We start from the raw sequence: 26,522 nt of genomic DNA on the forward strand, positions 1-26,522 counted from the left end.
CGTCAAGGGCTCGCCCCCGGGCCGCGGCCCCGGCAATGTCGGAGGTGGCAGGGAGGATGGATGCATGCCGGACGTCCTCGAGCGCTTCTCCCCCGCCACGCGCGCGTGGTTCGAGGGCGCGTTCCCGGCGCCGACCGCCGCCCAGGAGGGCGCCTGGTCGGCCATCTCGAGTGGAGCGCACGCCCTCGTGGTCGCTCCCACCGGCTCCGGCAAGACGCTCTCGGCCTTCCTCTGGGCGATCGACCGGCTCGTGCAGGGCCCGCCGCCGGAGGATCCGCAGCACCGCACGCGCGTGCTCTACGTCTCGCCGCTGAAGGCTCTCGGCGTCGACGTCGAGCGCAACCTCCGCTCGCCGCTCGTCGGCGTCACCCAGACGGCGCTGCGGCTGAGCGCCGAGGGCATCGGCAGCGCGCCGGCCACGGTCACCGTCGGGGTGCGGTCGGGAGACACGCCCGCCGCCGAGCGGCGCGTGCTGCAGAAGACGCCGCCGGACATCCTGATCACGACCCCCGAGTCGCTCTACCTCATGCTCACCTCGGCGGCGCGCGAGTCGCTCCGCGGCGTCGAGACGGTCATCGTCGACGAGGTCCACGCGGTCGCGTCGACCAAGCGCGGGGCGCACCTCGCCGTCTCCCTCGAGCGGCTCGACGCCCTGCTCCCGAAGCCGGTGCAGCGCATCGGCCTCTCGGCGACGGTGCGTCCGCGCGAGGAGGTGGCCCGGTTCCTCGCCGGCCGCTCCCCGGTCGCGATCGTGGCTCCGGCGTCCGAGAAGCAGTGGGACCTCAGCGTCGTCGTCCCGGTCGAGGACATGTCCGAGCTGGGGACGGCGGCTCCGCAGGACGGATCGACGATGGGGGCCACCGGTCCGCAGAGCGGGTCGATCTGGCCGCACGTCGAGGAGTCGATCGTCGACCGGGTCCTCGCGCACACCTCCTCCATCGTCTTCGCGAACTCCCGCCGTCTCGCCGAGCGGCTGACCGCCCGGCTCAACGAGATCTACGCCGAGCGCCGCGAGCTCGCCGCGGAGCGGGCGCGCGAGGCGGGCGAGCCCGTCGCCGTCGGGGCCCTGCTCGCCGAGGCGGCCTCCTCCTCCGTCCGCCGCTCCCCGGCCGAGGCGATGGGAGCGGCCGGGGGCACGAGCGGCAGCGGGCAGTCCGCGCCCGACGAGGAGCCGCTGCTCGCCCGCGCCCACCACGGCTCGGTGAGCAAGGAGCAGCGCGCGATCATCGAGGACGACCTGAAGTCCGGCCGCCTGCGCTGCGTGGTCGCGACCTCGAGCCTCGAGCTGGGGATCGACATGGGCGCGGTCGACCTCGTCGTCCAGGTCGAGACGCCGCCCTCTGTCGCGAGCGCCCTGCAGCGCGTGGGTCGAGCCGGCCACCAGGTCGGCGAGGTCTCGCGCGGGTCCTTCTACCCCAAGCACCGGGCCGACCTTCTCCACTCCGCCGTGACGACGGAGCGGATGCGCTCGGGCCTGATCGAGGCGATCGCCGTCCCCGCGAACCCGCTCGACATCCTCGCGCAGCAGACCGTCGCCGCGACGGCCCTCGAGAGCCTCGACGTGGACGACTGGTTCGACACCGTCCGCCGCAGCGCCCCCTTCGTGTCCCTGCCCCGCTCCGCCTACGAGGCGACCCTCGACCTCCTCTCGGGCCGCTACCCCTCCGACCAGTTCGCGGAGCTGCGGCCGCGCCTCGTCTGGGACCGCGACGCGAACACGCTCACCGGCCGGCCCGGCGCCCAGCGCCTCGCCGTCACCAGCGGCGGCACCATCCCCGACCGCGGGCTCTTCGGCGTGTTCATGGTCGGCGAGCCGGGCTCGACCGGCAACCGCGTCGGAGAGCTCGACGAGGAGATGGTTTACGAGTCCCGCGTCGGCGACGTCTTCGCGCTCGGAGCCACCAGCTGGCGCATCCAGGAGATCACCTACGACCGCGTGATCGTGACGCCGGCGTTCGGCGAGCCCGGGCGCCTCCCGTTCTGGAAGGGCGACTCGCAGGGGCGCCCCGCCGAGCTCGGCGAGGCGATCGGGGCGTTCACCCGCGAGGTGGGCGCCGCCGCCCCCGAGACGGCCCGCGAGCGCTGCACGGCGGCCGGGCTCGACGAGTACGCGACCAACAACCTCCTCTCCTTCCTCGACGAGCAGCGCCTGGCCACCGGGCAGATCCCGGACGACCGCACCCTCGTGCTCGAGCGCTTCCGCGACGAGCTGGGCGACTGGCGGCTGGTGCTGCACTCCCCGTACGGGATGCAGGTGCACTCGCCGTGGGCGCTCGCCATCGGCGCTCGCGTCCGCGAGCGGCACGGCGTCGACGGAGCGGCGATGGCCGGGGACGACGGCATCGTCGTGCGGATCCCCGACACGGAGTCGGAGCCGCCGGGCTCCGAGCTGTTCCTGTTCGAGCGCGAGGAGCTGGAGCAGCTGGTCACGAGCGAGGTCGGCGGCTCCGCCCTCTTCGCCGCCCGGTTCCGCGAGTGCGCGGCGCGGGCGCTCCTGCTCCCGAGGTACAACCCGGGCAAGCGCTCCCCGCTCTGGCAGCAGCGGCAGCGGGCGGCGCAGCTGCTCGACGTCGCCCGCACCTACCCGACCTTCCCGATCATCCTCGAGACCGTCCGCGAGTGCCTCCAGGACGTCTACGACCTGCCCGCGCTGCTCCGGCTCGCCGCGCGGCTGGACGGGCGCGAGCTGCGGATCCTCGAGGTCGAGACGCCGACCGCCAGTCCGTTCGCGCGGTCCATGCTCTTCGGCTACGTCGCGGCCTTCATGTACGAGGGCGACAGCCCGCTCGCCGAGCGCCGTGCCGCGGCGCTCTCGGTCGACGCGACGCTCCTCGGCGAGCTGCTCGGCCGGGCGGAGCTGCGCGAGCTGCTCGACCCGGCCGTCCTCGCGCAGATCGAGCGCGAGCTGCAGCGCGTCGAGCCCGAGCGCCGCCTCCGCGGGCTCGAGGGCGCCGCCGACCTGCTCCGGCTGCTCGGCCCGCTGACGCTCGACGAGCTCGGGGAGCGCCTGGTCGACGAATCGGTCGCCTCGGCGGACGTCGCGAAGGCGCCCGCGATCGAGCGTGCGGTGCTCGAGGCCGACGTGGCCGCGCTCGTGAAGGCCAAGCGCGTCCTGCCCGTGGGCCTCGGCGGTGAGCAGCGGTACGCCGCGATGGAGGACGCCTCCCGGCTCCGCGACGCTCTCGGCGTGCCCCTGCCGATCGGCGTCCCCGTCGCCTTCATCGACCCGGTCCGCGATCCGCTCGGCGACCTCGTCGCCCGCTACGCGCGCACCCACGGCCCCTTCACCGCCGCCGCCGTCGCCACCCGCCTGGGCCTCGGAGTCGCGGTCGTCACCGACACCCTGCGCCGCCTCGCGGGCGAGCGCCGCGTCTCGGAGGGCGAGTTCCGCCCCACCGGCACCGGGACCGAGTGGTGCGACGCCGAGGTGCTGCGCCGCCTGCGCAGCCGCTCTCTCGCCGCGCTCCGCAAGGAGGTGGAGCCGGTCGACGCGGCCGCGTACGCCCGCTTCCTCCCCGCCTGGCAGCACGTCGGCGGCTCGCTCCGCGGCATCGACGGCGTGGCCTCCGTGATCGACCAGCTGGCCGGCGCGCCCATCCCGGCGTCCGCCTGGGAGTCGCTGATCCTGCCCGCCCGGGTGCGCGACTACTCCCCCGCGATGCTCGACGAGCTCACCGCGACCGGCGAGGTCCTCTGGGCCGGCGCGGGCACCCTGCCCGGCAACGACGGCTGGGTGAGCCTCCACCTCGCCGACACGGCAGGGCTGACCCTCCCCGTCCCCGCCGCCGAATCCGTGACCCTGACCGAGCTCCAGCAGGAGATCGTCGGCGTGCTCGGCTCGGGCGGCGGCTACTTCTTCCGCCAGCTCTCCGACGCGGTCGGCTCCACCGACGACGCGGGCCTCGTCGAGGCCCTGTGGGAGCTGGTCTGGGCCGGGCTCGTCACGAACGACACCCTGGCGCCGCTGCGCACCCTCGTCGGCTCGACCGGCGGCGCCCACCGCCAGCCGCGCGCCCCCGCCCGCGCCCGCGCGCCCCGAGGCCGGATGACCGCCCGCCCCACGATGGCCACCCGCGTGGGGCCGCCGACCGCCGGCGGCCGCTGGTCGATCGTGCCGCTCGCGGAGTCGGACGCGACGATCCGCGGGCACGCGCTCGGCGAGACGCTGCTCGAGCGGTACGGGATCGTCACCCGCGGCTCCGTGCAGGCCGAGGGCGTCCTGGGCGGCTTCGCCCTCGCCTACAAGGTGCTGAGCGGCTTCGAGCAGCAGGGCCGCGCCCGGAGGGGCTACTTCATCGAGAAGCTGGGAGCAGCACAGTTCGGCACAGCCGGCAGCGTCGACCGGCTCCGCACGTTCGCCCCGCAGGACGAGGCGCAGGAGCGCTCACGACCGGTGCTCGCGCTGGCGGCGACCGACCCCGCCAATCCGTTCGGCGCCGCTCTGCCGTGGCCGCAGGGCGAGGGGCACCGCCCCGGTCGGAAGGCCGGCGCGCTGGTCGCCGTCGTCGACGGAGCGCTCGCGGTCTACCTCGAGCGCGGCGGCAAGACCGCCCTCACCTTCACCGCCGACGAGGCGGCCCTCGCCGACGCGGCCGGCGCCCTCTCGCAGCTCGTCCGCTCCCGCGGGGTCGAGAAGCTGACCGTCGAGAAGATCGACGGCGTCTTCGCGCTCGGCACGCCCTTCGGCGACGCCCTCGTCGCCGCCGGCTTCGTCGCGAATCCGCGCGGCCTGAGGATGCGCTCGTGAGCGCCGGAGGGAGCCCGCGTGCCCGAGGGTGACACCGTCTACCGATCCGCCCACAACCTCGCCGAGGCGCTGGACGGCGAGGTCCTGACCCGGTGCGACGTCCGCGTGCCGAAGTACGCGACGGTCGACCTCACCGGCGAGACGATCGACGAGGTCGTCCCCCGCGGCAAGCACCTGCTGATGCGGGTCGGCGACGCGCTGATCCACTCCCACCTCAAGATGGAGGGGAGCTGGCACCTCTACGCCCGCTGCGAGGGCGAGCGGCCGAAGTGGCACCGGCCGGCGTTCCAGGCCCGGATCGTCCTCGAGACCGAGGACTGGCAGGCGGTCGGCTTCGAGCTCGGGCTCCTCGAGATCGTCCCGCGCTCGGCCGAGGAGGACGTGGTCGGCTATCTCGGCCCCGATCTGCTCGGCGCCGACTGGGACGCGGACGAGGCGCTGCGACGCCTGTCCGCCGATCCGGAGCGGCCGATCGGGCTCGCGCTGCTCGACCAGCGGATCATGGCCGGACTCGGCAACGTCTACCGCGCCGAGCTGTGCTTCCTGCGCGGCGTGCTGCCCACGCGCCCGGTCGGCGGGAGCGGCGACCTCGTGCGCACCATCGCGCTCGCGAAGCGGCTCATCACCGTGAACCGCGAGCGGATCGAGCGCACGACGACCGGCAACCTGCGCCCGGGCCAGCAGCTCTGGGTCTACGGCCGCGACCGCAAGCCGTGCCGGCGCTGCGGCACTCCGATCGAGCGCGGTGAGCTCGGCGACGACGAGCTGCAGTTGCGGGTCACCTACTGGTGCCCGCACTGCCAGAGCTGAGGGGCTACTCCTCGACCGCGGAGCGGCGCCCGGGGACGTGCTTCTCGTGCACGCCGACGTCCGTCAGGCGCTCGATGCGGTCGACGTGGCGGCCTGGCTCGCCGCCGTCCGCGACGATCCAGCTGCCGACGAGGAGGAACCCGTCGCGGCCGCCGGCCGTCAGCGGGCCCGTGATCGTGAACGACCCGAGCGCCGGAGTCGAGAACGCCACGCGCACCGGGTCCCCGTGCTCGAGCCCCTCGGCCGAGCGCTCCCCGCCGACCTCGTCGGCGTCCGGAGCCAGGGCGATGCTCTGGATCTCGGTCCCCGTGCCGAGGAAGACGTCCGCGACGACGAGCTCGCCGCCGACGGCCTGGCGGACGACCCCCTCGATCCCGTAGAGGCCGTAGCGCGGGGAGCGGACGAGGACGCGCACCGAGTCGCCGATCGCGACCTCGGCGAGAGCACCCCGGATCGAGGCGACGTCCCTCCGCGCGGGAGGGGCGGACAGGGCGTCGAGGATCGGGCTGGGCATCCGATCAGGGTAGCCGCTCCGGGAGCGCACCCGCCCGGCGGATCGGCGGCGGATCCCGGGCGGCCGGGGCGTCGGGTCGCCTGGGCCGCCGACGCCGCGCGCGAGCGACGGAGCGCCGGCCGGAGGGCTCCGGCACCGCGAGACCCCGGCACTGCGGCGACACCGGCACCGCCGGGAGACGCCGGTACTGCGGCAGGCACCGGCACCGCCGGGAACGCCGAAGGCCCCGCCTGAGCGGGGCCTTCGGACGATGCGGAGTCGGTGGGATTTGAACCCACGGAACCCAATAAAGGGTTCTCCACCTTAGCAGGGTGGTGCACTCGACCGGACTATGCGACGACTCCCGAGCGCCCGCTGGCGGACGCACGACGACCATCATAACCGCACCCGCGAGGGCCTCGCGACACGGGCGCCCGCCCCTCCGCGGGAAGGCGAGAAGCCGCCTACTGGTCCGACAGGGGCCGGCCGATGGTGCAGGTCTCCTGCTGCGCGGTCTGCCCGGAGACGTCGCTCGGGAGGGTGACCGGCCCGTCGGGTGCGCTCGTCGCGGGGGCGTCGGTCGCGGGGGCGTCGGTGGCCGGCGACTCCGTGGCCGCCGGAGCGTTGGTCGCCCCGGGCTCCTCCCCCGTCGACTGCGAGCCACCGCCGGTGGTGCCGCTCAGCGCGATCGGCTGGTCGGCGAGGAGCGCCGCGTTCAGCGCCGCCGCCGCGTCCTCGCTGGGGTACACGCCGTTGCCGTCGATGAAGGTCGGGTACTGCACGAAGACCACATTCGCGAGGTCGACGTCCTTCACCGCGAGGCCGATCGACACGAGGGTGTTCACGTTCTCGAGCGAGGTGGAGAGCTGCATGTTCGAGACGGCCGCCTTCGCGAGGCCGTAGAGGTTCACCGGGTTCGAGAGCGTCGACGCGCTCTTCACCTTGCGCACCAGCGATGAGAGGTACACCTGCTGGCTCGAGATGCGGGTGAGGTCGCTGCCGTCGCCGACGCCGTGCCGGGTGCGGAGGAACGCCAGCGCCTCGGCGCCGACGAGCGTGTGCGTGCCCGCGTCGAGGTTCAGCCCCGTGTACTCGTCCTGGATCGGGGTGGCGACGCAGACGTCCACTCCGCCGACCGCGTTCGACATCTCGATGACGCCCTCGAACTGGATGAGCGCCGCGTAGGGGATCTCGAGCCCGGTCAGCTGCTCGACCGTCTGCACGGTGCACGCCAGCCCGCCGGCCTCGAGCGAGGTGTTGATCTTCGCCGAGTCCACCGCGTCCGAGACGGCGCCAGTGGCCGGGTCGGTGCAGGAGGGGATCGGGACGTAGAGGTCGCGGGGGAAGCTGACGACCTCCACGGTCGAGTGGTCGGCCGAGATGTGCATGAGCATCGTGACGTCGTTGAGGTTCTCGGAACGCTCGCCGTAGGCCCCGGCGGCCGATCCGTCGGCGCTGTCGCTGCCGGCGAGCAGGATGTTGACGCCGCCCTCGATCGCCCCGATCCCGGGCACGTCGCCTCCGCCCGAGTCGATCCCGAGGTCGACGGACGGACGCGCGCTCCCGGCGATCAGCGAGGCGGCGATCGCCACGATGCAGACCGCGCTGAGCACGCCGACGCCCACGCAGGCCGCGAGGATCCGCGCGGCGAAGCGCACGCCGCTCGGGCGGCGCAGGCGGCCGTGCCGTGCTGCTGTGGTCCGGGTGGACGCGCGTTCGCTCATCGGGTCGTACTCTCTCTCGGCTGCGGGACGCGTATCGTCCCGGAGTCAGCGCGCGAGGTGGAGAGCACCCGTGGTGCCGCCCGCCCTCGGCTCAGCCGAAGAAGCCGACCGAGCAGGTCTGCTGGTCGGCGCTCTGGCCGGTGACCGATTCTGGCAGGGCAACCTTGGATCCGTCCTCGGGAGTCGCTGCAGGAGTGCCGGGTGCCGCCTCGGCCGTCGCCAGCGGATCCGCGGTCGCCGGGCCCGACGGAGCGGCGGTGTCGGCCGGGGCCGCCGCCTCGCCCTCCACGGTCGCGCCGGCGCCCGTGCCGCCGGTGATGGCGATCGGCTGATCGGTCTGCAGGGCGCTCGCCAGGACGTCGCCCGCGGCGCGGTCCGGCTCCACTCCGCTCGGAGTCGCCCCGGTCGGGTACTGCGCGAAGACGACGTCCGCGAGGTCGACGTCCTTCAGCGCGAGTCCCATCTGGACCATCGTGTTCACGTTGTCGAGACCGGTCGAGAGCGTCATGTTGCCGAGCGCCGCCTTTGCGAGCCCGTAGAGCGCGACCGGGTTGAGGAGGGTGTCCGCGCTCTTGATCTGGCGCACGAGCGCCGAGAGGAAGACCTGCTGGTTGCTGATGCGGGTCAGGTCGCTGCCGTCGCCGATGCCGTGGCGGCTGCGGAGGAACTGCAGCGCCGCCATGCCCTCGAGCGAGTGCACGCCCGGCTCGAGGTAGGTGTTCGTGTAGGGGTCCGCGATCTCGGTCGCGACGCAGACGTCGACTCCGCCGACCGCGTTCGACATCTCGATCACGCCGTTGAACTGCACGACCGCGCCGTAGTCGACCCGGACGCCCATGAGGTCCTCGACGACCCCTGCCACGCAGCCGAGGCTGACGTCGCTGCCCATCGCCTCGTTGATCTTGGTGTCGTACCGGGCGGGGATCGTCTCGCCCGTAGCGGCGTTCACGCACTCCGGGATGTCGACGTACATGTCGCGGGGGAAGCTCACGACCGTCGCGTTGCTGTGGTCGGCCGAGACGTGCATCAGCATGTTGACGTCGTTGAGGACGCTCGTCTCCTCATCGGGGTCGCCGTAGGCGTCGCCCTGGCCCTTCCGCGAGTCGCTGCCGACGACGAGGACGTTGAAGCCGCCCTCCAGTGCGCCGATCTCCGGGGCGCCTCCGGCCTCGACGCTGGAGCCGGCCGCGCCCGGGTGCAGGTCGACCGAGGGCTGCACGGACTGGACGATCAGCGTCGCCGCGATCGCGACCACCGACACCGAGGCGACCACACCGACAAAGCCCACGAGGGCGGCTCCCTTCACCAGGGTCCGCGCGAGGGTGTGCCGCTTCTGGCGGCCGTGCCGCACGAAGGGGCGCGGCGTGCGCGGAGTGTCGCGAGTCTGTGTCGAAGGGCCCGTGCGGCGCATCCGTCTCCCGGTGTCGAGGCGTCAGTGGTGCGGAGTGAGGGCCGGGCGTCGATCCCGGGCGTCGCGCAATCCTATACAGAGGGGTGGCGCGTTCCGAAGGAGAGCGGGCGGCCTTCCGTCGTCGCACGCCAGGACGGGCGTCGGAAGGCGCCGGCGCAGGTCGGCGTCGGGGACGGGACGCTGTGGCGGAGGGCGTGGGATTCGAACCCACGAGACGTTTCCGCCCACCAGTTTTCAAGACTGGCTCCATCGGCCGCTCGGACAGCCCTCCCGGCCGCTCCCGCAGGAGCGACACCCGATAGTAACCGCCGGGCGCGCGGGGCCGTGGTCAGCGCAGCGCCGAGAGCGCGACCGCCACGCCGTCCTGGTGGACCGAGGGGATCACGGCGGAGGCCACGGCGCGCACCTCGTCGGGCGCCTGGCCCATCGCGAGCCCTGCGCCCTCGGCGGCGGCCCAGGTGAGCATCTCGATGTCGTTGCGGCCGTCGCCCAGCGCGACCACGTCGCTCCGCTCGATGCCCAGCTCCTCGCGGACGACCTCGAGCGCGGTGGACTTGTTGACGCCGTGCGGGGCGATGTCGAGCCAGGCGGTCCAGCCGATCGCGTAGCTGACCTGGTGCAGGCCCATCTCCTCGACCAGCGAGGTGAACTCCTCGATGCCGGTCTCGGGCGAGATCACGACGACGCGGGTGCACAGCCGGCCGAGCAGCTCCTCGAAGGGGACGTGGGTCGTCTCGGCACCCATCACGGCACCGCCCGGGAACGCCTCGGTGTAGAAGAAGGCGCCGTCCGCGTCCTCGACGGCGTAGTGCGCGTCGGGGAGGGAACGGCGGATGGTCTCGAGGACCTCCGTCGGGTCGAAGGTCTCGACCGTCTCGGGGACGTAGGCGCCGGACGCGTCGCGGCGGAGCGTGACCGCCCCGTTGCAGCAGATCACGTACTCGGGCGAGATCCCCAGCCGCTCGACGACGGGCAGGGTGGAGGAGGGCGAGCGCCCGGTGGCGAGCATCACCTCGTCGCCCTGGGCGGCCACGCGGGTGATCGCATCCGTCACCGCGCGGGTGATCGTGCCGTCCTCGTGCATGACGGTGCCGTCGATGTCGAGGGCGACGAGGCGGCGGCCGGAGACGCGGGCCGCGCTCATGCGACGGGCTCGAGCACCTCGAGGCCGCCGAGGTGGGGCCGCAGCGCCTCGGGGACGAGCACCGAGCCGTCCGCCCGCTGGTGGGTCTCGAGGAGGGCGACGATCCAGCGGGTGGTCGCGAGCGTGCCGTTGAGGGTGGCGACCGGGGCGGTCCTCCCCGACTCGGTGCGGTAGCGGGTGTCGAGGCGGCGGGCCTGGAACGTGGTGCAGTTCGAGGTCGAGGTCAGCTCGCGGTAGGTCTCCTGCGTGGGGACCCAGGCCTCCACGTCGAACTTGCGCGCGGCGCTCTGGCCGAGGTCGCCGGCCGCCGTGTCGATGACGCGGTAGTGCAGGCCGAGGCTCTGCAGGATGTCCTCCTGGTACGAGAGCAGGCGGGCGTGCTCCGCCTCGGCGTCCTCGGGGAGGGTGTAGACGAACATCTCGAGCTTGCTGAACTGGTGCACGCGGATGATGCCGCGGGTGTCCCGTCCGCCCGAGCCCGCCTCGCGGCGGTAGCAGGTGCTCCAGCCCGCGTAGCGCTTCGCGCCGCCGGAGAGATCGAGGATCTCGTCGGCGTGGTAGCCGGCGAGGGCGACCTCGCTGGTGCCGGTGAGGTAGAGGTCGTCGTCGCGGAGGCGGTACACCTCGTCGTCGTGCTCGCCGAGGAAGCCGGTGCCGTCCATGATCTCGGGGCGCACCAGGGTGGGCGTGATCAGCGGGGTGAAGCCGGCGGCGAGCGCCTTCTCGAGCCCCAGGTTCATCAGGGCGATCTCGAGGCGGGCGACCAGGCCCTTGAGGAAGTAGAAGCGCGCGCCGCTGACCTTCGCGCCGCGCTGCATGTCGATGCCGTCCAGCAGCTCGCCGAGCTCGAGGTGGTCGCGCGGGGCGAAGTCGAAGACGGGGCGCTCGCCGACCGTCCTGACGAGCTCGAACGACTCCTCGCCGCCCGCGGGGACGCCCTCGATGATCGGGTTCGCGATGCGCTTGACCAGCACGGTGAAGGCGTCGTCGGCCTCCGAGGCCTCGTGCTGGGCCTGCTTGGCCGCGGCGGCGAGGCGCTGGGCCTCGGCCACGAGGGCCGCCTTCTCGTCCTTCGGCGCCTTGGCGACGGTCTTGCCGAAGGCGTTCTGCTCGGCCCGCAGGCGCTCCGCCTCGGTGATCGCCGCACGGCGCACGCGGTCGGCCTCGAGCGCCTCGTCGACCAGCTCGACGGAGTCGCCGCGCGCCTCCTGCGAGCGCTTCAGGACGTCCGGGTTCTCGCGCAGAAGTACGGGATCAATCACCCCAGCAGTGTAGAGGAGGGCCGGGACGGGCCGCCGCCCGCGCGTACCCCCGGGGCCGGCTGAGCATCGGCCGCGAGGAGGCATCCGATCGCGCGGACGGCTGCGAATCTGAATCATCCCCCGAGAACGTCCCCCCGCGTTCGACACCCCTGCTCCCCTGAAGGCTCTCCCATGCACGCCACCCCCCTCATCGACGCGACCCCCGGCGTCGTCCTCGAGCGCGACGGCTCCGTCGCCCGGATCACCCTCAACCGCCCCGACGCCCTCAACGCGATCGACCTCGGCACCGCGCGACTGCTGCTGAGCACCGTCGCCGACCTCGACGCCGACGCCGGCTGCTCCGTCATCGTGATCGCCGCGGCCGGCCGCGCGTTCTGCACGGGCGGCGACATCTCGGCGATCATGGGGTCCGAGCACCCGGACCACTACCTGCGCGACGTCGCGACCACGACCGCCCAGGTGATCCGCCTGCTCGAGGACAGCCGCGCCGTCGTCGTCTGCGCGATCGACGGCATGGTCGCCGGCGCCGGCATCGCCTTCGCTCTGGCCGCCGACATCGTGATCGCGACTCCCGCCGCCCTCTTCCTCAGCGCGTACGGCGACGTCGGGCTCGTCCCGGACGTCGGAGTCACCGCCGCGCTCCCCCGCGTCGTCGGCCGCCGCCGCGCCCTGGACTTCGTGCTGTCGGGCCGCCCGGTCCGCGCGGCCGAGGCGCTGGAGTGGCAGCTCGTGACCGAGGTCGTGCCGCGCGCCGACCTCGCCGGTCGCGTCGACGAGCGCGTGCGCGCCCTGGCGGCGAAGCCGGCGCACGTCGCGTCCGCCGCCCGCCGCCTCCTGCGCACCGACCCGCTCGACCGCGCCGAGCGCATCGTCGAGGAGACGGACACCCTGGTCGAGTTCCTGGCGGTCCCCGCCACGCGCACGCTCCTGGACGCCGAGCACGAGCGCCAGGCCCGCCGCGCCGCCCGGGCGACCGCCTCGCTCTGACCCGGGGCGAGCCTCCGCGACGACGCTCCGGCCCGGGCCGGGCGGACGTCCGCCCGACGGCCCACGGATCGGCCGGGCGTTCTCCTCCGATCTCGGCTACGGTGGTCCCCGCGAAGGGGAGTAGTTCCCACCGTCCGCCGAGCGGACGACGAGGCGCGTCGACATGCTGGTCCGGGACGATCCGGGCCCGGCGCTCCACCCCTGCTCCGGCCGGGGCGAACGAGACCTTCGGTCAGTCGACGCACGTCCTGACCGGTCCTCTCGCGCGGGTCGGCGGACCTGAGCCAGGAGATCGCATGGCTACCACCGCCCCCACCCCCAGTCCCGCACAGGTGCGCCGCTGGCGCCGCTACCTCGCCGACGAGCTCGCCGAGGCCTCCGTGTACCGCGACCTCGCCGGCCGCCGCTCCGGCGAGGAGCGGGAGATCCTGCTCGCGCTCGCCGTGGCCGAGGGCCGCCACGAGGAGCACTGGCGGGAGTTGCTCGGCTCCGCGGCGGAGCCCGCGCCCCGCCCGGACCTCCGCACGCGCTTCCTCGGCTTCCTCACCCGCCGCTTCGGCTCGGTGTTCGTCCTCGCCCTGATCCAGCGCGCCGAGGCCCGCTCCCCCTACGCCGACGACGACGACGCCACCGAGGCGATGGCGGCCGACGAGCGGATCCACGGCGAGGTCGTCCGCGGGCTCGCCGAGCGCGGCCGGAACCGCCTCTCCGGGACGTTCCGCGCGGCGGTCTTCGGAGCGAACGACGGCCTGGTCTCGAACCTCGCCCTCGTGCTCGGAGTGGGAGCGAGCGGAGTCGGGACGGGCGTCGTCCTGTTCACGGGCATCGCGGGCCTGCTCGCCGGCGCCCTCTCGATGGGCGCGGGCGAGTTCGTCTCGGTGCGCTCGCAGCGCGAGCTGCTCGCGGCCTCCAGCCCGGACCTCGACGCGAACCGCATCGTCCCCGATCTGGACGTCGACGCGAACGAGCTCGCCCTGGTCTACCGCGCTCGCGGGATGACCCAGGAGCAGGCCGACGCGCGTGCCGCCTCCGTCTTCACAGGCCTGCGCGGCGGCGCCGTCACCTCCCCCATCACGCTGGGCGGTCCCGCAGGAGACCCCGACGTCGACGAGCACGAGTCGATCGGCACGGGCATGGGCGCGGCGCTGTCGAGCTTCTGCTTCTTCGCCTCGGGCGCGATCATCCCGGTGCTGCCCTACCTGCTCGGCCTGACGGGGCTCGCCGCGGTGGTCGTCGCCTGCGTGCTCGTGGGCATCGCCCTGCTCGCCACCGGCGCGGTCGTCGGGCTGCTCTCGGGCGCCCCGCCTCTGGCCCGGGCGCTGCGCCAGCTCGGGATCGGCTACGGCGCGGCCCTGGTGACCTACCTCCTCGGCCTGCTCTTCGGCGCGTCCGGAGTCTGAGCCTCGGCCTCGAGGAGCTGCGCGGACTCGCGCGGCTCCTCGGCGCGGGGCCGCAGGGCGACGCCGCGCCACCGCAGCGCGGCCACTCCGACCGCCAGCAGAAGCGACGCCGGCAGGCAGCCCAGCAGGGGGATGCAGGAGTAGTAGAGGAGCTGCCGCTGGATCCACGCGGGCGAGGGCACGTCGGAGTCGCCGTAGTAGGGCGGAGGAGGCGAGGAGTAGCCGGTGTAGAGGAGCGCGAGGCCGATCAGGGTCCCCGCGAGGCCGGCGAGCAGGAGCACGAGGAGCCACGGGTTCCGCAGCAGGGGCGCCTCGCGCACGGGCTCGGCGGGAGCCTCGGGAGCGGGGTCGGCGGCCGGCTCCGGCAGGGGTGCGGGCGCGGTCTCGGCGCCGAGGCGGTGCGACCGCCGGCCCTCGGCGGCTCCGGCGATGTCGGGCAGGGCCATGATGCGGCGCGGTCCGGGCACGGACGAGGAGCCGGGGCGGACCACGCGCGACTCCGGGAGCGCGGGACGAGCGGCGGCTCCGGACGTGGCGGCGGGAGCGCCGGGGGCGGCACCCGTGCCGGGCCTGGCGAACGCCCGCTCGTCGCCCCTCAGACGCTCCACCGGTCCCGAGAACCCGCGCTGGAAGGCCGGGTCGTAGCGCGGGTCGACCCGTTCGTCGTCGTCAGTCATCGTCGCGACCCGTCATCGTCGTCCCCGGTCATCGTCGACCTCCGGCTCGTGGGAGAGGATCCCGCGCAGCCAGTCGCGGGCCTCGAGGAACACCTCGTCGTCGTAGCGTCGCACGGAGGTGACCGGGCGGCGGTCAGCGCGCGGATACGAGCCGAGGAAGATCACCTTCGGGCTGAAGCGCCGCAGCCCCATCAGCGCGTCGGCGACCCGCTCGTCCTGGACGTGCCCGTCGAGGTCGATGACGAACCGGTACCGGCCGAGGGCGTCGCCGATCGGCCGCGACTGGATCATGCTCAGGTTCACCCCGCGGGTCGCGAACTGCTCGAGCATGTCGAGCAGGGCGCCCGGCTGGTCGGCCGGGAGCTCGGCGATCACGCTGGTCTTGTCGGCGCCGGTCGGCTCGGGCAGCGCGTGCGAGCGCGAGACGTGCACGAAGCGCGTGACGGCGTTCGGATTGTCGCCGATCCCCTCCGCCAGCACCGCGACGTCGTGGTGGGCGACGATCCCGGGAGGGGCGATGGCCGCGTCCGCGGGAGATCCGCCCAGCAGGTCGACGGTGGCCTGGACGTTGCTGGAGGCCGGCAGGTGCTCGTGGCTGGGGATCTCACGGTCGAGCCACACCCGGCACTGCCCGTAGGCGACGGGGTGCGCGGCGACGGTGCGCACCTCCTCGAGGCTCGTCCCCGGGCGGCCGACCAGGATGAACGACACCGGCACCAGGTACTCGCCGACGATGCGCAGCCCCGGAATCCGCGCCAGTGCGTCCTGCGCGGCCGTCACTCCGCCCTCGACCGAGTTCTCGATCGCGATCACCGCGCCGTCGCTGCGGCCGGTGACCAGATCGCTCAGCGCCTCCCCCACGTTCGCGACGCTGCGCCACAGCTGTCCGCGCGCCTCCGGGACCTGCGCGAGGGCCGCCTCCGTGAACGTGCCGCTGGGCCCGAGATAGCTGTAGGCACGGGTCTCGGGGGCGCTGTCGGGCATGGCGCAAGCCTAGCCAGCCGCGGTACCCCTGGAGGGGGCCGGACTGCCACTATGGACCGCATGACCGATCGCGCAGGGAAGCCGGCACAGGCCTCCGATCTCATCGACGTCGAGGCCCTCGTGAGGGCGTACTACGAGAAGAAGCCGGACGTCTCCGACCCGGCTCAGAAGGTGGTGTTCGGCACCTCGGGCCACCGCGGATCCTCGTTCGACACGGCCTTCAACGAGGACCACATCGCCGCCGTCACCCAGGCGATCGTCGAGTACCGGACCGAGCAGGGCATCACCGGCCCGCTGTTCATCGGCGCCGACACGCACGGGCTCTCCCGCCCGGCCCTCACCACCGCCCTCGAGGTCCTGGTGGGCAACCAGGTCCGCGTGCTCGTGGACGAGTTCGACGACTTCGTGCCGACCCCGGCGCTCAGCCACGCGATCCTCCGCTACAACAACGACCCCGCGCACACCGACCGGGCCGACGGCATCGTGGTCACCCCCTCGCACAACCCGCCCCGCGACGGCGGCTTCAAGTACAACCCGCCGCACGGCGGCCCCGCCGACTCCGACGCGACGACCTGGATCGCCGACCGGGCCAATGAGCTCATCGCCGACGGCAACCGCGGCGTGACCTCGGCCGAGCCCTCCGCGGTCGAGACCTACGACTACCGCACTCACTACGTCGCGGACCTGGCGAACATCATCGACCTCGACGCGATCCGGAAGGCCGGCGTGCGGATCGGGGCCGACCCCCTCGGCGGCGCCTCCGTGCACTACTGGCAGCTGATCGCCGAGATGCACGGCCTCGACCTGACCGTGGTGAACGGGGAGGTCGACCCGGCCTGGGGCTTCATGACCCTCGACTGGGACGGCAAGATCCGGATGGACCCGTCCTCCCCCAGCGCGATGGCCTCGGTGGTCGCGCGCGCCGGCGACTTCGACATCCTCACCGGCAACGACGCCGACGCGGACCGGCACGGCATCGTCACCCCCGACGGCGGGCTGATGAACCCCAACCACTACCTGGCCGTCGCGATCGACTACCTCTACCGCCACCGCACCGGCTGGCGCGAGGACGCGGCGATCGGCAAGACGCTGGTCTCCTCCTCGATCATCGACCGGGTCGCGGAGTCGCTGGGCCGGCGCCTCTGGGAGGTCCCGGTGGGCTTCAAGTGGTTCGTCCCCGGGCTGGTCGACGGCTCGGTCGGCTTCGGCGGCGAGGAGTCCGCGGGCGCCTCGTTCCTCCGCTTCGACGGCACCGTCTGGACCACCGACAAGGACGGCATCCTCCTCGCGCTGCTCGCCTCCGAGATCGTGGCGGTCACCGGGAAGAGCCCGTCGGCGCTCTACCGCGAGCTGACCGAGCGCTTCGGCGACCCGGTCTACGAGCGCGTGGACGCGGTGGCGACGAAGGCGCAGAAGGCGGCCCTCGGCAAGCTGGACGGCGACGCGATCGCGGCGACGACCCTCGCCGGGTCCGAGATCACCGCGAAGCTCTCGAAGGCGCCCGGCAACGGCGCGGCCGTCGGAGGCGTCAAGGTCGTCACCGAGGACGCCTGGTTCGCCGCGCGCCCCTCCGGCACCGAGGACGTCTACAAGATCTACGCCGAGAGCTTCCGCGGCCTCGACCACCTGCACGAGGTCCAGGCCGAGGCGCGCACGATCGTGGACGCGGCGCTGAACTCCTAGGCGCTGCGCTCAGTCGCCCGAGAAGGCTCGTTCCCGCCCAGGAGAACGAGCCTTCTCGGGCGACTCAGCGGCGGTGAGGAAAGGGCCGGCTACCAGCGCGGGTGGACGGTGGGGCGGAAGTGGGTGTCGTAGAGGGCGTTCACGGCCTCCATGAAGGCGGGGCCGAGGGGCGCGGCGGAGGCGGCGGCCGCGTTGGCGCGGGCCTGCTCGGGCGAGCGGGCGCCGGGGATCACCGAGGTGACGCCCTCCTGCTGGATGATCCAGGCGAGCGCGGCCGCCGCGGGGGCGAGGCCGTGGTCGTCGGCGAGGCGGGAGAACTCCTGCGCGGCCTCCACGCCGGTCGCGAAGTCGACGCCCGAGAAGGTCTCGCCGACGTCGAAGGCGGAGCCGTCGCGGTTGTAGCTGCGGTGGTCCTCCGGCGCGAACACGGTCTCGGTCGTGTAGCGGCCGCTGAGCAGGCCCGAGGCGAGCGGGACGCGCGCGAGGATGCCGACGCCGGCCTCGCGGGCGGCGGGCAGCACCTCGTCGAGCGGCTTGAGGCGGAACGCGTTCAGGATGATCTGGACGCTCGCGACGTTCGGGCGGGCGATGGCGGTCAACGCCTCCTCCGTGCGCTCGACCGAGACGCCGTAGGCGGCGATCGCGCCCTCGGCGACGAGGGTGTCGAGGGCGTCGTAGACGGCGTCGTCGGAGTAGACGGAGGTGGGCGGGCAGTGCAGCTGCACCAGATCGAGGGTGTCGACGCCGAGGTTGGCGCGCGAGCGGTCGGTCCAGGCGCGGAAGTTGTCGAGCACGTAGTTGGCGGGGATCTGCTCCGCGCGACGGCCCATCTTGGTGGCGACGAAGACCTGCGCGTCGGGGTGCGCCGCGCGGTAGGCGCCGATCGTCCGCTCGCTGCGGCCGTCGCCGTAGACGTCGGCGGTGTCGAAGAGGGTCACCCCCGACTCCACTGCGGCGTCGAGCACGGCGAGGGCGTCGGTCTCGGCGACGTCCCCCCAGTCGGCACCGAGCTGCCAGGTTCCGAGGCCGACGACGGAGACGGGGGCGCCGGTGCGTCCGAGGATTCGAGTTTCCATGCCTCCACCGTAGGTGCGGCCGAGCCCGCGGCGGACCCCCTTGCGCGTGCTCTAACGTCGAGGGCATGCCCCTCCTCGTGCTCGGAAGCGCCAACCTCGACCACGTCCACCGGGTCGCCCGGATCCCCGCTCCCGGAGAGACGGTGCTCGCCCTCGACGCGAGCACCTTCCCGGGCGGCAAGGGCCTCAACCAGGCCGTCGCGGCCGCACGGACCGAGCCCGGCACCGTCTTCGTCACGAGCCTCGGACGCGACTCGGCGGGAGACCGGCTCGCCGCGGTCCTCGGCGAGGAGCCGCTGGAGCTGCGCGCCCGCCGCGGCGACGTCCGCACCGGCACCGCGCAGATCACCGTGGACGAGCGCGGGGAGAACGCGATCGTCGTCGACTCCGGAGCGAACGCCGCCCTGGTCGGGCTGACCGCCGAGGAGTCGGCCCTGGTGGCGGCGGCCGACGCCCTGCTCCTCCAGCTCGAGATCCCGACGGCGGCGGTGACGGAGGCGGCCCGCGCCGCGCGCGCCGGCGGCACGGTGTCGATCCTGAACGCCGCCCCGATCGGACCGCTGCCGGAGGAGCTCCTGGCGGTGCTCGACGTGCTGATCGTCAACGAGCACGAGGCCCGCGAGCTCGCCGCCGATCGCGGCATCACCGCCGCCGACGACGACGCGCTCGCCGCTGCCCTCACCGCGCTGGTGCCGCTCGTGCTGGTCACCCTCGGCTCCGACGGCGTCGTCGTGGCGGTCCGCGACCGCGGGCCGGTGCGCACCCCGGCCTTCCGAGTGGAGGCCGTGGACACCACCGGCGCCGGCGACACCTTCTGCGGCGCCTTCTCGGCCCGGCTCGCCGCCACGGGAGCACGGCTCGACGATCCGGAGCAGCTGGTCGCCCTCACCCGCTGGGCGAGCGCGGCCGCGGCGATCTCGGTCACCCGCGCCGGAGCGGCGGTGTCCGCGCCGACGGCGGCCGAGACGGACGCGTTCCTCGCCGAGCGCGCCTGAGGGGGAAGCTCTTCGGGGAGGCTCGCCTGAGCGGGAAGCTCCTCAGGGAGGACGGAGCGGACACCGACCCCGGCGGCCCGCAGCACCGTCGCTCCGGTCGGCAGGGTGCACTCCGGAGGAGGGAAGCACGGGACCGACCGTCCCGGCTCCGCTCCTCGCGGCGGGGCGTCCCGCCCAGCGGACAGCCGCGCCCGCTCCCCGATCCGGCTAGTCGATCGCGGCGACCCGGACGGTCACCCGCGGCCGCAGCTCCGGATGCACCCGGACGCACCACTCGCGCACCGCGGCTCCGATCGCGCGCGCCACGTCCGGCGCGGACGCCTCCGCGGTCACGCAGAGGTCGACGGCCACGGACACCTCGTCCCCCGCGACGCGGACCAGGACCGGATCGGCGAAGGTGCCGCCGCTCGCGGTGCCCAGCGGCTCGACCACGATCCCGGTCGCGCTCAGCGCCGTCGCCGCATGCGCGAGCACGTCGCGCACCTCGGGCCTGGCCGGCATCAGGGTCGCGACGCCGTCCAGGGCGCGCAGCCCCGCAGCGAGCGCGGACACCGGATCGACCGGGGCCGCCGCCTCGAGGCCGCTCACGACTCCTCCGTCCCGGGGACGTAGACGTCCTCCACGCGGACGTCGATCCTCGACACCCGCAGCTCGGTCTGGGTCAGCAGCCGCGAGTGCACGCGCTCGCGCACCTGCTGGGCCGCCTCGGCGATCGGCACCCCCCAGAAGACCGAGATCGTCAGCTCCACCACGACCTCCGCGCCCGGCTCGGCGATGTCGCCGACCAGGCGGCAGCGGCCGACCAGCACGCCGGCGACGCTGTCGCCCGCCTCGCGCACGAGTCCGCGGACCGCTCCTTCGGTGATCGTGAGCGCCACGTCGGGCTGGACGCTCGCCAGCGGGATGTCGCGTCCGGCCCGCGACTCGCGGCGCACCTGGGTGAGGATCGAGCCGAACCAGCTCTCCTCCGGCGCGGGCAGGCGTGCGGCGTCGTCGTCGATGAGCGCGCCGGAGAGGGCGCGCACGCGCTCGAGGGCGCGCAGAGTGCGCCGGTGCTCCGGCGACTCCTCGATGGCGGGGTCGTACGGAGTGCGCCCGCGGTCGAGGTAGTCGCTCAGCTCGTCGATGCCGATGCCCTCCTGCTCCGTAGCGTCCGCCTCCTGCTCGAGCGCGGGCGGCAGCACGACGTCGTGCTCCCCCGCGCGCTCCGGCCCGTCGCCGGGACCCTGGTCCGCGTTCATCGCGTCTGCTCCCTCATCGCCAGTCCTCCATCGCCACGACCAGCGACTCGCGCGCTCGGGCGAGCTTGCCCCGCACGGCGGTCACCGTGAGACCGAGGTGATCGGCGATCTCGTTGTACGACTCCCCGCCGACCTCGCGCAGCACCCAGCACTGCCGCTGCGACTCCGGCAGTTCGGACAGGGCGTGCGCGAGAGCCCGCATGGCGTCGCTCTGCTCGGCGGCCTCGAACGGGCCGGGCTCTCGGGCCGGGGGATGCTCCACGGCGTCGACGTCGTCGGTCGGTCGGCGCTGGCGCAGCAGGTCGACGCTGGAGCGGCTGACGATCCGCATCATCCAGCTGCGCACGCTCGCCGGCTCCTTGAGCTGCGGGAGCTGCGCCCAGACCGTGATCAGCGCGTTCTGCACGGCGTCGGAGGCGTCGGCCTGCGAGCCGGTGAGGCGCCAGGCGTAGGCGCGGAGGATCGACTGGTGCCGCTTGACGAGCTCCTCGAAGGCGCGCACGTCGCCCTCGGCGGAGCGCTCGGCGAGCAGCGCGTCGCTCGCCGCTTCCAGTCCGGGCACGGCGCCTCCTCCCTCTCCGCTCACGCGGCCTCGGGCCGCCTCTCAGGTGACGCTCAGGAAAAAGTCCACCGAGCACCGTGACGAACGCCGTCCGGGCTCCGTCTCACTCATGAAAGCACAGCCCGACCGGATTTCCGCCGGGCCTTCGACCCCGGTCTGCTCAGCAACGGCAGCCGATGAGACGTTCAGGAGACCTCATGAGCGACACCACGCGCACCCCCTCCACCACCCGCGTCGACAAGACCCCCGTCGACACGGTCACGAGCCTCGGCGGCTCGCGGACCTCCGGCACCGCCCAGGGCACCACGGTCATCGACGACAGCGTCGTGGCCAAAGTCGCCGGCATCGCGGCCCGCCAGGTGCCCGGCGTCTTCGCCCTCGGCAACAACGCCGCCCGTGCCTTCGGCGCGATCCGCCAGGTCGTCGGCGGTGCCGACCACGCCCAGGGCGTGAGCGTCGAGGTCGGCGAGACGCAGGTCGCGGCCGACGTCACCATCGTCGTCGAGTACCCCGTGCCGATGCAGAAGGTCGCCGACTCCGTCCGCGCCGCCGTCTCCGAGGCCATCACCGAGCTCATCGGCATGGAGGCCTCCGAGATCAACGTCGCGATCGTCGACGTGCACATCCCGGGCGACGACAAGACCGACGACGACGACGCTGCCGAGAGCCGCGTCCGATGAGCGACTTCCAGCGCCCCGCGCCCACCGCCCCCGGCGGCCGCAGCACCGTCCTCGGTGTCGTGGTCGGCGCGATCCTCGCCTTCGCGGCCCTGATGTTCGGCTTCTGGGGCTTCGTCCTCACGGCCCTCTTCATGGCCCTCGGCGTCGTGATCGCCCGCATCGCCGACGGCACCCTCGACGTGCGCAGCCTCGTGGACGTGTTCCGCGGCCGCACCACCTCCCGCTAGGAGCCCACGTGACCGCTCTCGACACGCGTCCCGCATCGCCGGTGGCGGGCACCGTCACCATCACCGTCCGCTCCATCGAGCGCGCCGCCGTGGCGATCGTCCACGAGGAGCTGGGCGTGGAGGTCTCCGCGATCCGCGTCCGCCTCTCCGACGACCGGGGCGGCCTCGCCCTCGCGGTGACCGCGCCGGTCGTCGTCGAGCCGGGCACCGCCCCGGCCGGCGGCTCCCTGCTCGAGCGCCTGCACGGCGACCGCACCCGCATCGCCTCCCGCATGGAGGCGCTGACCGGGCGCACCGTCAGCCGGATCGACATCCGGGTCACGGGCACCCGCACCCGAAGCACGAGGAGAGTCGCATGAGCCCCGCACTGTCGGCGCCCGACACCCGCTACAGCCGCTACCTCCGTCGCGAGACCCACAAGTCCCGCTCCGCCGCGCAGATCGTCGTCCTGGTGCTCATCGCCCTGGTCGCGGCCTACGTCGGCACGGAGGCGGTGCTCGCGATCCTCGGCGCCGCGCCCCTGCTCGCCGCACCGTCCGCCCTGCTGGGCGCGATCGTCGGAGTCGCGTCGCTGGCGAACCCCGCCCTCATCGGCGTGGCCGTCGGCACGGGCGTCCTCGCCCTGGTCCTGCTGGTGCTCGCACTGGCGCCCGGGGCCCGGGCCCGCCACACCGTGGACGACGACCGCCTCGCCGTGGTCGTGGACGACGGCGTGATCGCCTCCTCCCTGGCTCGGGCAGCCCGCACGGCCGCCCACTCCCGCCGCGAGGACACCCGCGCCTCGCTCGGCCGGCGCACCGCACTGGTCGAGGTGACCCCCGCCTCCGGCGTCGCGGTCGACCGCGACGCCGTGCAGAGCGCCGTCGACGAGGAGCTCGTCCGCATCGGCGCGAAGCCCGCCCCGCGCTCCACCGTCCGCGTCTCGACCTCCGGGAGGATCTGATGACCACGAGCAACCGCTTCGTCAACCGGCTCGTCCTGCTCGTCGTGGGCCTCGTGCTCGCGCTGGTCAGCGCCGGAGCCGTCCTGATCGCCGTCTCGCAGCCGGTCCGCGACTCCTTCCTCTCCTTCGCCGACGGCGAGGGCGCGGCCCTGGTGTCGCGCCTCTCCCCCGAGGAGGGCACCGCCTGGAGCGATGCCGCCGTCCTCTGGCCGCTCTACGCCGTCGTCGGGATCTGCCTCCTCGGCATCGTCCTCGCGCTGGTGATGGCCTTCGCCCACGGTCACGGCCGCACCGGCACCGTCCTCCGCGACGAGGCCGAGGGCGCGCCCGCCGGAGGGATCGAGATCGCGACCGGCTTCGCGGAGGACGTCCTCGAGACGGCTCTCGCCGGGCGGACGGAGCTCCTCGACGTCACCGTCGCGGCCTACCGCCACGGCTCCGAGACGGCGCTGAAGGTGCGCGTCCTCCCCCGCGGCGGCGTCTCGCCCCGCACCGTGGTCGACGCCGTGCACCAGGAGGTCGACGCGCTCGACGCCCTGCTCGGCGCCCGCCTGCCGGTCCTGCTCGAGGTCGCCTCGAGCGCCCGGGCCGGCTTCTCCAAGGAGGACCGGGTCGCCTGACCCCGGTCCCGCAGCTTCCCCGGCACCCGCCGACGGATGGTCACACCGAACAGAAGGAGCCCCTCATGGGTGCAGACGACAAGATCCGCAACGCAGCCGAGAACCTGGTCGGCAAGGCCAAGGAGGCCGTCGGCAAGCTGACGGACAACGAGCGCCTCGAGGCCGAGGGCCAGGCCGACCAGACGAAGGCCCACACCAAGAAGGTCGGCGAGGACGTCAAGGACGTCTTCAAGAAGTGATCTGACCGGAACCTCGACGGGGCCGTCACCGCATCAGCGGTGGCGGCCCCGTCGTCGTGCGTGGAGCGGGTGCGTCGAGCGTCAGACGCCCCAGAACATGATCCGGCCGGCGGAGGCCGCGTCGATGCTCTGGTCGTGGTTGTCGGCGGTGTGCGAGGAGTAGAGGATCCTGTCGCCGTCGACGCTGGTCACGACGCCCGTGTGGTCCCAGTCGCCCGAGCCGTCCCAGTCGAACTGGACGATGTCGCCCGGCTTCACCCGGCTCCGCTCGGAGTCGGGGATGGCGGTCGCGCGCTCGGGGTGCGCGGCGAGGTAGGCGTTGAACGCTGTCGACGACGCCCAGGCGGAGCTGTAGCCGCCGGAGGAGGAGTAGCTCCACTCGCCGTCCATCTCCCAGCCGCGGGCGATCAGCGACTGCGAGGTGAAATTGACGCAGTCGTTGCCCGAGATCACGCCGTACTGGGCCGAGTTGTAGTCGTTCCAGTAGGTGGAGAGGTAGTCGAGCTGCGAGGCCAGGCGGCTCGCGTCCAGCGCGGCCTGGGCCTTCGCGGCCTCGATCGCCGGGTCGGGCGTGTAGGCGAAGGTGATCGCCGAGGCGACGACCTTCGTGCTGGCGAGCACGCCGGTCGCGGCGGGGCTGGGAGTGGCGGTCGCGGTCGGGGCGGCGAGGTCGGTCGAGGCCTCGGCCGTCGTGCCCTCCGCGGCGCCCGACGTGTCGACGGCCGGCTGCACCGCGTCGGCCGGGGTCCCGTCGACGGTGACCGCCGCGGCGGAGTCGGTGACCGCGTCGAACGTGATGGCCTGACCGTCGGCGTCGAAGAAGGCGACCGGGACCTCGCCCGCTGCCTCTCCGTCGGCCGGAGGGGCGGTGACCGTGATCTGGTCGGGGTTGTCGACCGCGACGCTGCCCTCGGCCTCGCCGAAGCGGACGGTCGCGACCGAGTCCAGGTTCGATCCCTCGAGCGTCACGCTCGTGCCGCCGGCGACGGTGCCGGAGGTGGTGGAGACGGAGCTGAGGACGACCCGGGCGGAGGCGGTGGTCGCGGGGAGCACGGCGACGCTGGTCGAGGTCGGAGCAGCGGAGGGCGTCGCGGTGGCCGACTCGGCCGAGGAGCCGGTGCCGACGGTGAGGCTCAGGCTCGACGCGACGGCCACGACGACGAGCCCGCCGGAGACGGCGAGCGCCAGCGTGCGCGGGGACGGGCGGAAGAAGGAGGCCCCGCGGCGGGCGGGCGCGGTGCGGAGCCGGTGCCCCTCCGCTTCGCGGCGGTCGCGGCGGGACGAGAACGATCCCTCCGGGGCGGGGTGCACCGGGGCGGGAGCCGAGGGCTGCGCGGGAGCGGCGGCGGGTGCGGCGGGCCGGATGCGGCCCTCGCGCTCGCGGGCCTCGCGGCGGGTCAGCGGAGCGCCGGGGGTCGGCGCGGGGGTCGCGGGGTGGTCGGCGGGCAGGGTGGAGCGGGTGGAGCGAGGGGGCACAGAGAGGTCTCACGGGTCGGCGGCTCGGCGGGGGACCGGGCTCGGGAGCAGGGGAAGCGGCTATGTCACCAGGCGGGGGTGGGAGACCCGTCAGACGGGCCTCCGAAAGCGCTCCGAATAACAGTACGGTAACGAGCGGCGCGTGTCACGCCCGATCGTGTCCGTCTGTGATCGCTAGACCGCCTAGGAAGTGGTCCCCGGCGCGTAATCGGGCGCATCCGGAAGGCCGAAGACGCGCTCGAGCGTCTCGATGCCGGAGTCGTGCAGGTACCCGGAGAGCTGGGTCCCGACGTACCGCAGGTGGTACGGCTCCGACTCGTACCCCGTGATCGGAGTGGTGTCGGGCTTGTAGCGCACGAGGAAGCCGAAGCGGTGGGCGTTGGCGCCGACCCACTGCCCCTCCGGAGTGTCGCCCCAGCAGATCTCGAGCGCGCACGCGCCCGACGCTCCCACCACGTCGACCGCCCAGCCGGTCTGGTGCTCGCTGTGCCCCGGGCGCGCACTCGTCGCATCCGCTCCCGCCTGTCCGCGCGAGGACACCCAGCCTGCGTAGACGCTGACCTGGGTGTCGTAGGAGCGGTAGGCGCTCTGCACGGCCAGTGAGAGGCCGGCCTCGGAGCGGGCGGCGGCGAAGAGCGGGACGAGGGCATCCGCGGTCGCCTGGCGCATCGGCTGCCGGTTGACGTAGGGCACGTCGGGGAAGGTCAGGTCGGCGGGGACGTAATCGACCGGCGCGAGCGTCCGCAGCTTGTTGACGACGACCCAGGTGCTCGCCGGGTCGTCGACGGACTGCGCGGTGAGGTCGATCCCGGAGGCGGTGGGAGTGGGAGTGGGAGTGGGAGTGGCGGTCGGCACCGCCGTGGGCGTCGAGGTGGTCGCGGCCGCGGAGGGCGACGGAGCGGGCGGCGCCGTCGAGGGGGTCGGCGAGGGCGCCGGCGCTCCGTTCCCGATGGCGGCTCCGACCCCCAGCGCGGTCAGGCCCGCCGCGGCGGCCACACCCCCGATGACCAGGGCTCGGCGGCGGACGGGGCGCCCATCGGTCGGCTCGTTCTCGTTCGACGTCATCCTCCGAGCCTAGACAGACCCGTTCCTGCGCAACTGCTGAAGCACCGGCGATCGGTTCTGTCCACCCGTGCCCCTC

The 26,522-nt window shown here is 73.8% G+C and carries 25 protein-coding genes and 2 tRNA genes; 12 read left to right on the forward strand and 15 right to left on the reverse strand.

Translation table 11 applies throughout. The features are described 5' to 3' along the window. Positions 1 to 64: 64 nt before the first annotated feature. Positions 65 to 4,747 carry an ATP-dependent helicase gene (locus tag GSU40_RS12830; RefSeq protein ID WP_104295954.1) on the forward strand — a complete coding sequence of 1,561 codons (4,683 nt, stop codon included), beginning with the start codon at positions 65 to 67 and terminating at the stop codon, positions 4,745 to 4,747. Positions 4,748 to 4,765: 18 nt separating this feature from the next. Next, positions 4,766 to 5,557 carry a DNA-formamidopyrimidine glycosylase family protein gene (locus GSU40_RS12835; protein WP_160035191.1) on the forward strand — a complete coding sequence of 264 codons (792 nt, stop codon included), beginning with the start codon at positions 4,766 to 4,768 and terminating at the stop codon, positions 5,555 to 5,557. Positions 5,558 to 5,561: 4 nt separating this feature from the next. Here the strand turns inward: GSU40_RS12835 and GSU40_RS12840 are convergent, their stop codons facing one another. The 7 genes from GSU40_RS12840 to serS all read right to left on the reverse strand — a co-directional run bounded on the left by GSU40_RS12840 (position 5,562) and on the right by serS (position 11,591). Continuing rightward, complete coding sequence (locus GSU40_RS12840; protein WP_104233937.1) at positions 5,562 to 6,071, reverse strand: hypothetical protein; 510 nt, start codon at positions 6,069 to 6,071, stop codon at positions 5,562 to 5,564. 253 nt (positions 6,072 to 6,324) lie between these two features. Beyond that, positions 6,325 to 6,415, reverse strand: a tRNA-Ser gene (locus tag GSU40_RS12845). 99 nt (positions 6,416 to 6,514) lie between these two features. Further along, the gene (locus tag GSU40_RS12850; protein WP_160035193.1) at positions 6,515 to 7,774 is read right to left on the reverse strand and encodes an LCP family protein; all 1,260 of its coding nucleotides are present in this window, start codon (positions 7,772 to 7,774) and stop codon (positions 6,515 to 6,517) included. A gap of 91 nt (positions 7,775 to 7,865) precedes the next feature. Further along, positions 7,866 to 9,062 carry an LCP family protein gene (locus GSU40_RS12855; protein ID WP_244229479.1) on the reverse strand — a complete coding sequence of 399 codons (1,197 nt, stop codon included), beginning with the start codon at positions 9,060 to 9,062 and terminating at the stop codon, positions 7,866 to 7,868. 306 nt (positions 9,063 to 9,368) lie between these two features. Then, positions 9,369 to 9,456, reverse strand: a tRNA-Ser gene (locus tag GSU40_RS12860). Positions 9,457 to 9,513: 57 nt separating this feature from the next. Next, positions 9,514 to 10,329, reverse strand: a complete 816-nt coding sequence (locus GSU40_RS12865; protein ID WP_160035197.1) for an HAD family hydrolase — start codon at positions 10,327 to 10,329, stop codon at positions 9,514 to 9,516. Beyond that, positions 10,326 to 11,591 carry a serine--tRNA ligase gene (gene serS, locus GSU40_RS12870; RefSeq protein ID WP_160035199.1) on the reverse strand — a complete coding sequence of 422 codons (1,266 nt, stop codon included), beginning with the start codon at positions 11,589 to 11,591 and terminating at the stop codon, positions 10,326 to 10,328. The genes GSU40_RS12865 and serS overlap by 4 nt, the downstream gene beginning before the upstream one ends. A gap of 171 nt (positions 11,592 to 11,762) precedes the next feature. Between serS and GSU40_RS12875 the strand changes: the two genes are divergently transcribed. After that, entirely contained in the window at positions 11,763 to 12,578 is an 816-nt protein-coding gene (locus GSU40_RS12875; RefSeq protein WP_104238091.1) for an enoyl-CoA hydratase/isomerase family protein, read from the forward strand. A gap of 296 nt (positions 12,579 to 12,874) precedes the next feature. Beyond that, positions 12,875 to 13,978: a VIT1/CCC1 family protein gene (locus tag GSU40_RS12880; protein ID WP_160035201.1), complete on the forward strand. Its 1,104-nt coding sequence runs from the start codon at positions 12,875 to 12,877 to the stop codon at positions 13,976 to 13,978. Here GSU40_RS12880 and GSU40_RS12885 read toward each other — a convergent pair. Together GSU40_RS12885 and pheA are read right to left on the reverse strand one after the other, a co-directional pair. Beyond that, positions 13,939 to 14,655 (reverse strand): hypothetical protein, encoded by a 717-nt coding sequence (locus GSU40_RS12885; RefSeq protein WP_160035203.1) that lies wholly within the window; start codon positions 14,653 to 14,655, stop codon positions 13,939 to 13,941. The two genes, GSU40_RS12880 and GSU40_RS12885, sit on opposite strands and share 40 nt — an antisense overlap. Positions 14,656 to 14,667: 12 nt before the next feature. Beyond that, positions 14,668 to 15,639 (reverse strand): prephenate dehydratase, encoded by a 972-nt coding sequence (gene pheA, locus GSU40_RS12890; RefSeq protein ID WP_104315321.1) that lies wholly within the window; start codon positions 15,637 to 15,639, stop codon positions 14,668 to 14,670. A 60-nt stretch (positions 15,640 to 15,699) separates the two neighbouring features. On the opposite strand from pheA, the gene pgm reads away from it, so the two are divergent. Beyond that, positions 15,700 to 17,322, forward strand: a complete 1,623-nt coding sequence (pgm, locus tag GSU40_RS12895) for a phosphoglucomutase (alpha-D-glucose-1,6-bisphosphate-dependent) (RefSeq protein WP_104226793.1) — start codon at positions 15,700 to 15,702, stop codon at positions 17,320 to 17,322. 89 nt (positions 17,323 to 17,411) lie between these two features. Here pgm and GSU40_RS12900 read toward each other — a convergent pair whose 3' ends face one another. Continuing rightward, positions 17,412 to 18,398: an aldo/keto reductase gene (locus GSU40_RS12900; RefSeq protein WP_104226781.1), complete on the reverse strand. Its 987-nt coding sequence runs from the start codon at positions 18,396 to 18,398 to the stop codon at positions 17,412 to 17,414. Positions 18,399 to 18,463: 65 nt separating this feature from the next. Here GSU40_RS12900 and GSU40_RS12905 point away from each other — a divergent pair, with 65 nt between their 5' ends. Then, a complete protein-coding gene (locus tag GSU40_RS12905) occupies positions 18,464 to 19,393 on the forward strand; it encodes a ribokinase (protein WP_160035205.1) in 930 nt (309 codons plus the stop codon). 207 nt (positions 19,394 to 19,600) lie between these two features. Here the strand turns inward: GSU40_RS12905 and GSU40_RS12910 are convergent, their stop codons facing one another. From GSU40_RS12910 to GSU40_RS12920, 3 genes are read right to left on the reverse strand one after another with little or no spacing between them, the layout of a single operon-like run. Continuing rightward, positions 19,601 to 19,981: a hypothetical protein gene (locus tag GSU40_RS12910; RefSeq protein ID WP_104329144.1), complete on the reverse strand. Its 381-nt coding sequence runs from the start codon at positions 19,979 to 19,981 to the stop codon at positions 19,601 to 19,603. After that, on the reverse strand, positions 19,978 to 20,634 hold the full coding sequence (locus GSU40_RS12915) for an Asp23/Gls24 family envelope stress response protein (protein ID WP_160035207.1): 657 nt from the start codon (positions 20,632 to 20,634) through the stop codon (positions 19,978 to 19,980). Before GSU40_RS12915 ends, GSU40_RS12910 begins: the two co-directional genes overlap by 4 nt. Before the next feature lie 13 nt (positions 20,635 to 20,647). Next, a complete protein-coding gene (locus GSU40_RS12920) occupies positions 20,648 to 21,196 on the reverse strand; it encodes a sigma-70 family RNA polymerase sigma factor (protein ID WP_160035209.1) in 549 nt (182 codons plus the stop codon). 197 nt (positions 21,197 to 21,393) lie between these two features. Between GSU40_RS12920 and GSU40_RS12925 the strand changes: the two genes are divergently transcribed. The 6 genes from GSU40_RS12925 to GSU40_RS12950 all read left to right on the forward strand — a co-directional run bounded on the left by GSU40_RS12925 (position 21,394) and on the right by GSU40_RS12950 (position 23,905). Next, positions 21,394 to 21,876, forward strand: a complete 483-nt coding sequence (locus tag GSU40_RS12925; protein WP_159915462.1) for an Asp23/Gls24 family envelope stress response protein — start codon at positions 21,394 to 21,396, stop codon at positions 21,874 to 21,876. Beyond that, complete coding sequence (locus GSU40_RS12930) at positions 21,873 to 22,103, forward strand: DUF2273 domain-containing protein (protein WP_104224954.1); 231 nt, start codon at positions 21,873 to 21,875, stop codon at positions 22,101 to 22,103. The genes GSU40_RS12925 and GSU40_RS12930 overlap by 4 nt, the downstream gene beginning before the upstream one ends. A gap of 8 nt (positions 22,104 to 22,111) precedes the next feature. Continuing rightward, positions 22,112 to 22,462, forward strand: a complete 351-nt coding sequence (locus GSU40_RS12935) for a hypothetical protein (protein WP_104224953.1) — start codon at positions 22,112 to 22,114, stop codon at positions 22,460 to 22,462. After that, complete coding sequence (locus tag GSU40_RS12940) at positions 22,459 to 23,046, forward strand: DUF6286 domain-containing protein (protein WP_160035211.1); 588 nt, start codon at positions 22,459 to 22,461, stop codon at positions 23,044 to 23,046. Before GSU40_RS12935 ends, GSU40_RS12940 begins: the two co-directional genes overlap by 4 nt. Continuing rightward, a complete protein-coding gene (locus GSU40_RS12945) occupies positions 23,046 to 23,666 on the forward strand; it encodes a hypothetical protein (protein ID WP_160035213.1) in 621 nt (206 codons plus the stop codon). Before GSU40_RS12940 ends, GSU40_RS12945 begins: the two co-directional genes overlap by 1 nt. Positions 23,667 to 23,731: 65 nt before the next feature. Further along, positions 23,732 to 23,905 carry a CsbD family protein gene (locus tag GSU40_RS12950; protein ID WP_104226788.1) on the forward strand — a complete coding sequence of 58 codons (174 nt, stop codon included), beginning with the start codon at positions 23,732 to 23,734 and terminating at the stop codon, positions 23,903 to 23,905. Positions 23,906 to 23,986: 81 nt separating this feature from the next. On the opposite strand, the gene GSU40_RS12955 is transcribed toward GSU40_RS12950, so the two are convergent. After that, positions 23,987 to 25,381 carry an amidase domain-containing protein gene (locus tag GSU40_RS12955; protein ID WP_104354701.1) on the reverse strand — a complete coding sequence of 465 codons (1,395 nt, stop codon included), beginning with the start codon at positions 25,379 to 25,381 and terminating at the stop codon, positions 23,987 to 23,989. Between the two features lie 183 nt (positions 25,382 to 25,564). Next, positions 25,565 to 26,446, reverse strand: a complete 882-nt coding sequence (locus tag GSU40_RS12960) for a M15 family metallopeptidase (RefSeq protein ID WP_160035215.1) — start codon at positions 26,444 to 26,446, stop codon at positions 25,565 to 25,567. Positions 26,447 to 26,522: the final 76 nt, after the last annotated feature.

Origin of the sequence: Rathayibacter sp. VKM Ac-2805 (genome assembly GCF_009834265.1) — a bacterium.
In the GTDB taxonomy this organism is placed as follows: domain Bacteria; phylum Actinomycetota; class Actinomycetes; order Actinomycetales; family Microbacteriaceae; genus Rathayibacter.

Coding starts and splice junctions, on each gene's coding strand:
- GSU40_RS12830 (WP_104295954.1), top strand. CDS start 65: ATGCCGGACGTCCTCGAGCGCTTCTCCCCCGCCACGCGCGCGTGGTTC.
- GSU40_RS12840 (WP_104233937.1), bottom strand. CDS start 6,071: ATGCCCAGCCCGATCCTCGACGCCCTGTCCGCCCCTCCCGCGCGGAGG.
- GSU40_RS12850 (WP_160035193.1), bottom strand. CDS start 7,774: ATGAGCGAACGCGCGTCCACCCGGACCACAGCAGCACGGCACGGCCGC.
- GSU40_RS12865 (WP_160035197.1), bottom strand. CDS start 10,329: ATGAGCGCGGCCCGCGTCTCCGGCCGCCGCCTCGTCGCCCTCGACATC.
- GSU40_RS12875 (WP_104238091.1), top strand. CDS start 11,763: ATGCACGCCACCCCCCTCATCGACGCGACCCCCGGCGTCGTCCTCGAG.
- GSU40_RS12880 (WP_160035201.1), top strand. CDS start 12,875: ATGGCTACCACCGCCCCCACCCCCAGTCCCGCACAGGTGCGCCGCTGG.
- GSU40_RS12885 (WP_160035203.1), bottom strand. CDS start 14,655: ATGACTGACGACGACGAACGGGTCGACCCGCGCTACGACCCGGCCTTC.
- pheA (WP_104315321.1), bottom strand. CDS start 15,639: ATGCCCGACAGCGCCCCCGAGACCCGTGCCTACAGCTATCTCGGGCCC.
- pgm (WP_104226793.1), top strand. CDS start 15,700: ATGACCGATCGCGCAGGGAAGCCGGCACAGGCCTCCGATCTCATCGAC.
- GSU40_RS12900 (WP_104226781.1), bottom strand. CDS start 18,398: ATGGAAACTCGAATCCTCGGACGCACCGGCGCCCCCGTCTCCGTCGTC.
- GSU40_RS12905 (WP_160035205.1), top strand. CDS start 18,464: ATGCCCCTCCTCGTGCTCGGAAGCGCCAACCTCGACCACGTCCACCGG.
- GSU40_RS12915 (WP_160035207.1), bottom strand. CDS start 20,634: ATGAACGCGGACCAGGGTCCCGGCGACGGGCCGGAGCGCGCGGGGGAG.
- GSU40_RS12925 (WP_159915462.1), top strand. CDS start 21,394: ATGAGCGACACCACGCGCACCCCCTCCACCACCCGCGTCGACAAGACC.
- GSU40_RS12930 (WP_104224954.1), top strand. CDS start 21,873: ATGAGCGACTTCCAGCGCCCCGCGCCCACCGCCCCCGGCGGCCGCAGC.
- GSU40_RS12940 (WP_160035211.1), top strand. CDS start 22,459: ATGAGCCCCGCACTGTCGGCGCCCGACACCCGCTACAGCCGCTACCTC.
- GSU40_RS12945 (WP_160035213.1), top strand. CDS start 23,046: ATGACCACGAGCAACCGCTTCGTCAACCGGCTCGTCCTGCTCGTCGTG.
- GSU40_RS12950 (WP_104226788.1), top strand. CDS start 23,732: ATGGGTGCAGACGACAAGATCCGCAACGCAGCCGAGAACCTGGTCGGC.
- GSU40_RS12960 (WP_160035215.1), bottom strand. CDS start 26,446: ATGACGTCGAACGAGAACGAGCCGACCGATGGGCGCCCCGTCCGCCGC.